6 protein-coding genes and 1 pseudogene are annotated in these 5,094 nt (G+C 67.8%); 2 read left to right on the forward strand and 5 right to left on the reverse strand.

Annotated features, from left to right (window positions below; genetic code table 11):
• Window positions 1-360 (forward strand): alpha/beta fold hydrolase (locus CCS01_RS00495; protein ID WP_146101505.1); only part of this gene is annotated, 360 nt, incomplete at its 5' end.
• Between the two features lie 1,053 nt (window positions 361-1,413).
• On the opposite strand, the gene CCS01_RS00500 is transcribed toward CCS01_RS00495, so the two are convergent.
• From CCS01_RS00500 to CCS01_RS00520, 5 genes are all read right to left on the reverse strand, one after another.
• Window positions 1,414-1,704 carry a hypothetical protein gene (locus CCS01_RS00500; RefSeq protein WP_104516880.1) on the reverse strand — a complete coding sequence of 97 codons (291 nt, stop codon included), beginning with the start codon at window positions 1,702-1,704 and terminating at the stop codon, window positions 1,414-1,416.
• A 301-nt stretch (window positions 1,705-2,005) separates the two neighbouring features.
• Window positions 2,006-2,383, reverse strand: coding sequence for a hypothetical protein (locus tag CCS01_RS00505; RefSeq protein WP_146101506.1), 378 nt, complete (start codon window positions 2,381-2,383; stop codon window positions 2,006-2,008).
• 207 nt (window positions 2,384-2,590) lie between these two features.
• The gene (locus CCS01_RS00510; protein ID WP_104516882.1) at window positions 2,591-3,526 is read right to left on the reverse strand and encodes a sugar kinase; all 936 of its coding nucleotides are present in this window, start codon (window positions 3,524-3,526) and stop codon (window positions 2,591-2,593) included.
• Window positions 3,523-4,152 carry a bifunctional 4-hydroxy-2-oxoglutarate aldolase/2-dehydro-3-deoxy-phosphogluconate aldolase gene (locus tag CCS01_RS00515; protein WP_104516883.1) on the reverse strand — a complete coding sequence of 210 codons (630 nt, stop codon included), beginning with the start codon at window positions 4,150-4,152 and terminating at the stop codon, window positions 3,523-3,525. Before CCS01_RS00515 ends, CCS01_RS00510 begins: the two co-directional genes overlap by 4 nt.
• 279 nt (window positions 4,153-4,431) lie before the next feature.
• Window positions 4,432-4,824 carry a hypothetical protein gene (locus tag CCS01_RS00520; RefSeq protein ID WP_146101507.1) on the reverse strand — a complete coding sequence of 131 codons (393 nt, stop codon included), beginning with the start codon at window positions 4,822-4,824 and terminating at the stop codon, window positions 4,432-4,434.
• Between the two features lie 174 nt (window positions 4,825-4,998).
• On the opposite strand from CCS01_RS00520, the pseudogene CCS01_RS34925 reads away from it, so the two are divergent.
• Window positions 4,999-5,094 (forward strand): annotated as a pseudogene (locus tag CCS01_RS34925) (IS5/IS1182 family transposase); the annotation flags it as partial.

Genomic DNA, 5,094 nt, shown 5'->3' on the forward strand with positions numbered 1-5,094 from the left:
CTAGATCGATTCTGGAACGAATTTTCGGCCGATCCCGCCAGCTTTGGCGAGGCGTCGCGGGTCCATTACGCCCAACTCTACGCCTTGCCCGGAGCCATGCATTCGGGCTTCGCGCAGTTCGCGGCCTTCGACCAGGATGCGTCCGACAATCGCGCGTGGCTTGCCACAGGCGCCCGTTTGCGGATGCCGGTGCTGGCGATCGGAGGCGAGAAATCGTTTGGTGCAACAATGGCGGGCGTGGCGCGAGCCGCTGCCACCGATGTTCGGGAAGGTATCATCCCCGGGTCCGGACATTGGATCATGGAGGAGAATCCGCGGGCAACAATCACTCTGGTTCGTGATTTCCTTACCGGAAGCTGACTACAGCAGACCGCAGGTCGGTTGGGACGCACAGGTGGCCTGTCCTCATCGTCATGGCCCGGCTCGTCCGGGCCACCTGTTCCAGCACGTGTGCCGCGACAGGTCGCCCGGACAAGCCGGGCCATGACGATGCGGGTGCGCCGTCGCCCTGTCCCAACCGGCCTGCGGTCTGCTGTAACGCAAAATTACCCATTCTTGCCATCAGACTGCGGTCGGGGGAGTGTCCGCTTCAGAGGTGACAGCCAAGGCGATTGGATGACGAGAGTGGGCGCCAAGCGGGCCTTCACACAGGTCGTCGCCATCGCCGGCTCTTGACACAACAGGGCCCCTCAACCTGCCCCGCCTCGCCGCATTGCGTCCCGACAACCGCATCACGGAAAACCCCGATCCGTCCTCCCGCGTGACGTCAGCCGCGCCGCGCGCCGGTGCGATCACATCAAGTGCCAAGCCGACATAACCGGCATCGCCGCTGGCCAGAGCGTCACTCAGCAGTTCCGCCTGAGCCTCAGGCGCGGTCAGATAAAGCGCCGCATCGCATGGTTCGGGCCTCGCCCATCTACATCCATCGTGGTGGCCGCGCGCGGCCAGGGAGGATTGCTCTGAAAACAGGACCGGGGGGGGCGGTGCGCCGGCTCCGGTGGATCGGTTATTTCGGCCCGGACCCTCAGGCGCAGGAGCGGATACCAGACCCGCGCCTGTCATGACGCCGCCGCAACGAGCATGCTGCCAACCGGCCCTATCAGCGCCAATGCCGGAAGCCCGGCCACCGCGCAAACCCAGTCGGCGGGCGGAGCGTCGTAGAGGGGGAATTCTCTGCAATCCATGGCTGTCGGGTTTCAGGCCACTGGTACGCGGCCCATCGTCTGCTCAAGATTTCGGCAGTCTTCGGAAGCGGGCGGAACCAAGCCGCATTCGGCCGCCTGTCCAACGATTACTCACCGAACCATCCACAGGTTACGGGGATAACACCTCCTTTCGGATGACCGGTGCCACAACCGAGGCAGGCACGATTTCCTTCCCATGTCGCCACCGCCGTTACGTCAACCGTCCCGGTCACCGCGCAGGCTTACCCTGGTCCTGCGGATAATCGCGCATCAGTTTGTTGTACATCCGCTCAAGATCGGCATCCGTCGCCTTCCGCTGCGCGGGCGAGGGTTTGATGCCGGCCTGCTGCTCCCGCGGGCCAACTTCGCCGGGCGTCGGCTGGTAATCGAGGCCGTTGGCGCGGTTGCCGATCTCCCGGGGGATCTTGTCCGGCGTCTGCGCGACGGCGGCCGTCGCCAGGCAGAGAGTGATGAGGATGAATCCGCAATGAAGACGCATTGTCTCCTCCCGCAGTTCCATTCTAGAGCGTTTTCAGCCTGACTGGAAACGCTCCAGCTCATAATTTCACGAGCAATTTCATCGGCCTGAAATCGCTCCGCGATTTCCAGTCAGGCCGATATTGCTCTAATGAACGTCACGCGGCGTGCTCGGTCTTCGCGTCCTGATGACTGCGCCTGGCAGAATACATAGGAAGCGTGGGTGGATTCTGGCAGATGGCAAGGGAAAATCCCGGCGGATTCCGGCAACGGGTCAGGCCGCGGCGGTGCAGGATCGCCCCCGGCCCGGCCGCTCCGCGCCGACGCGCCGGCTGCCGCGGCGCCTACCGGCAGACCAGCGTGAACTCCGCCGGATTCGAGCGGAGATTGCCCGGCGACAGGAGGTGCAAGGTCTGCGCCCCCTTGAACGTCTCGCCCCGCCGCCGGCTCAACGTCCAGGTCGTCGTTACGCCGTGACCCCGCCCGCGGATGACCGCCGTTTCCACCCGGCCGGTGGCGCCGTCGCTGCGTTCCCAACGATACGACACCTTCGTCGGCTGGTTGACCGAAATCGTGGCGACGAAGGCAATCGAAGCCGGGCAGCGGCCTTCGTAGTGACGTGGATTGGCCACCGCAACGACGGTGTTGATGGCGGACTGCGCCAGCGCCGATGGACCGATGACGCACGCGGCCAGCACGGCCGCGCAGATGAAACGTTTCATTTCCAACTCCTTGCCTGTGGCGCGCCGCTCAGTGCCGCACCAGATCGGCTTGGGCGGCAACGGCAGGCACGGACGCGGGCGATACGGCGACAAGGACGGACTTCATGGCGCGGATCCCGTCTGTTCCATCGGCCCACCAGTTACGGAACCGCCGCAAGGGAGCGCATTGACCTGGATCAAGGCGGCTGTGCCTCGGCCGCCTGCCGATCAGCCCCCGCTGCGCCGCAGCACGGCCCACACCGCCTCGGCCCGCGGAATCGGCGCCACCGCGCCGTATCCCAGGCATTTCAGCGCCGCGGCCACACTGGCATAGCGCGCCGCCGCCTCGGGCGCGTCGCCGGCCAGGATGCGCGCCAGGAACGCGCCGCAGAACGTGTCCCCCGCCCCGGTGGCATCCACCGGCACGACCGGATGCGGCTGAATCCGCGTCCGCGCCTTGGCCGTCGCCAGGTACGCGCCCGCCGCGCCCATCTTCAGCAGCACCACCCGGGCGCCGAGCCGCAGGTAGAAATCCAGCATCGCGTCCGGCTCGGTCAGGCCGGTCAGGGTGCGCACGTCCTCCTCGCCCGGCATGGCGTAGTCGGCCTTGGCTATCGCCGCGTGCATCACCGCCGCCGCCCGCGCCGGCGGCCACAGCCGCGGCCGGTAGTTGGTGTCGTAGGCCACCTTCACCCCGTGCCGGCAGGCGATGTCGATCGCCGCGAACACCGCGTCGCAGGCCGACAGCGAGATTCCCTGGCTGATCCCGGAGACGTACAGCATCCGGGCGGCGGCGATGTCGGCCTCCGGCAGGTCGTGCGGCGCAAACATCGAAGCGGCGGAGCCGGTGCGGTAATGTAAGAAGTGGTGCCCGCAGGCGTCATGCGTGACGAAATACACGCCGGTCTGGTGGCGCTCGCTGCGCAGCACGGTGGTGGTGTCCACGCCCTCGCGCTGCCACAGCCGGATGAAGCTGTCGCCGGGCATGTCCTGGCCGAGCGCGGTGACATACCCCACGCGCGTGCCCTGCCGCGCCGCGGCGATCGCGGCGTTGGAGGTGTCGCCGCCGTGGCCCTCCAGGTAATGCTGCGCGCCGTCCGGCCCCGGGGGAAGTTGGTTGAACTCCAGCATCGGCTCACCCATGCACAGCAGGTCGGCGGTCACTGCCTGCTCTCCAGCACCGTCCGCGCCACGCTCTGGATCGCGTCCCGGTCGCCGGCGGCGATTCGCTTTTCATCGACCAGGGCGCCGCCCATGCCGACGAACGCCGCGCCGGCGGCCAGGTAGGCGGCGACGTTGCCCGGCTCCGCCCCGCCGGTCGGGCAGAACGCCACCTGCGGCAGCACGCTGGCCAGGGCGCGGATATGGCCGGGGCCGCCGATGGAGGACGCAGGAAACACCTTCACCACGTCCGCCCCCGCCGCCAGCGCCGCCCGCACTTCCGTCGGCGTCAGCGCCCCGAGCATCAGGGTGGCGCCGGCGGCGTGGCAGGGCTCGGCGAGCGACGGATCGACCCAGGGGGCGACGAGGAAGCGGGCGCCGGCATCCAGGCAGGCGCGGGCGGCGGCGGCATCCGGCACCGTGCCGGCGCCGACGAGAATGTCGGGGTCCTTTGCCAGCCGCGCGATCAGGTCCACCGCGCCGGGGATGGTCAGGGTGATCTCGAAGATCCGCAGCCCGGCCTGCCGCAGCCAGGTCACCGCGGTTTCGGCATGCGCGGCCGAACGTGTGCGCACCACGGGCACCACGCGCGCCGCCCGCAGCGTTTCGATCAGGTTTGTGCTGGACATTTCCGGACTCCTCCGCGCGCAGCGGAGCAGAGTCCGGGGTGTGGGTGCAAGGGCTGCCCGCTGTTACCTGGTTATGGCCGGGCGTGTCCCCCTGGGTATCAGGACAGTGCAGCAGTTGGAGTAGGATTTGGCGTCCGGTCCGTTGCCTCGTCGTCATGGCCGGACGCGTCCCGGCCATGACGATGAGGAGACGACCATGCCCCGATCCCCGTTGTGTTCGCGCTGATGCGACCCGCGCCAGCCATGACGGCGAGGCAACAGACCGGACCGCACAAACGGTCAGTGACGCAGCGTCGTGTCCGCCGCCCCCTGGCTCGCCAGCGCACCGTCAGCCCATGCCTCCAGGTCCCGCGCCTGCCTGTTCACGGCGGCGACCTTGTCGCTCAGTGTCCCCAGGCTGGCGTTATAGCGGTGCAGGCCGGCGCTCAGCCCGCTCGTGGAGGTCCTCAGATCGGCCATGGCCGCCCGCCAGGTGGCCACCGCCTGCCGCTGCTCGGCCAGCGCCGCGTTCAGCTTCGCCAGCGCCCCAACCAGCCGATCGGCCGGACTGGAGTCGTCTGGGGACGCTTCGGCCGCCGGCGCGGCGGGCTTGCGCATGGGGAACGGGATGATCGTGGCGCCTCCAGCCTCAATCGGCGCCGACTCGGGGGGTGTCGCTGGCGAGGTCGTCACGTTATGCACTCCGAAATTAACGATCTGATATTTAGGGCGTGTCGTCAATTGGAGCCAGCCGAGTGAGTCTGGGCTGCAACAGTGCGGCGGAATCGTTGATCAACAAGCGGCTTCCCGATTCCAGCAGCCCCGGTTCTTCGATGCATAGGCAGTCAGCTTTGGAGAGGCTGACCGATGCATCGACATGCCTTGCGCGACGACCAGTGGGAGCGGATCAAGGACCATTTGCCGGGCCGTCCGGGGTCCGTTGGCGTGACCGCTGCGAACAAC

The sequence above is a fragment of the Rhodopila globiformis genome (assembly GCF_002937115.1).
In the GTDB taxonomy this organism is placed as follows: Bacteria; Pseudomonadota; Alphaproteobacteria; order Acetobacterales; family Acetobacteraceae; genus Rhodopila; species Rhodopila globiformis.

What these genes read in the sequence shown, in the direction of transcription:
- CCS01_RS00500 (WP_104516880.1), bottom strand. Translation starts at nt 1,704, where the DNA reads ATGGAACTGCGGGAGGAGACAATGCGTCTTCATTGCGGATTCATCCTC.
- CCS01_RS00515 (WP_104516883.1), bottom strand. Translation starts at nt 4,152, where the DNA reads ATGTCCAGCACAAACCTGATCGAAACGCTGCGGGCGGCGCGCGTGGTG.
- CCS01_RS00505 (WP_146101506.1), bottom strand. Translation starts at nt 2,383, where the DNA reads ATGAAACGTTTCATCTGCGCGGCCGTGCTGGCCGCGTGCGTCATCGGT.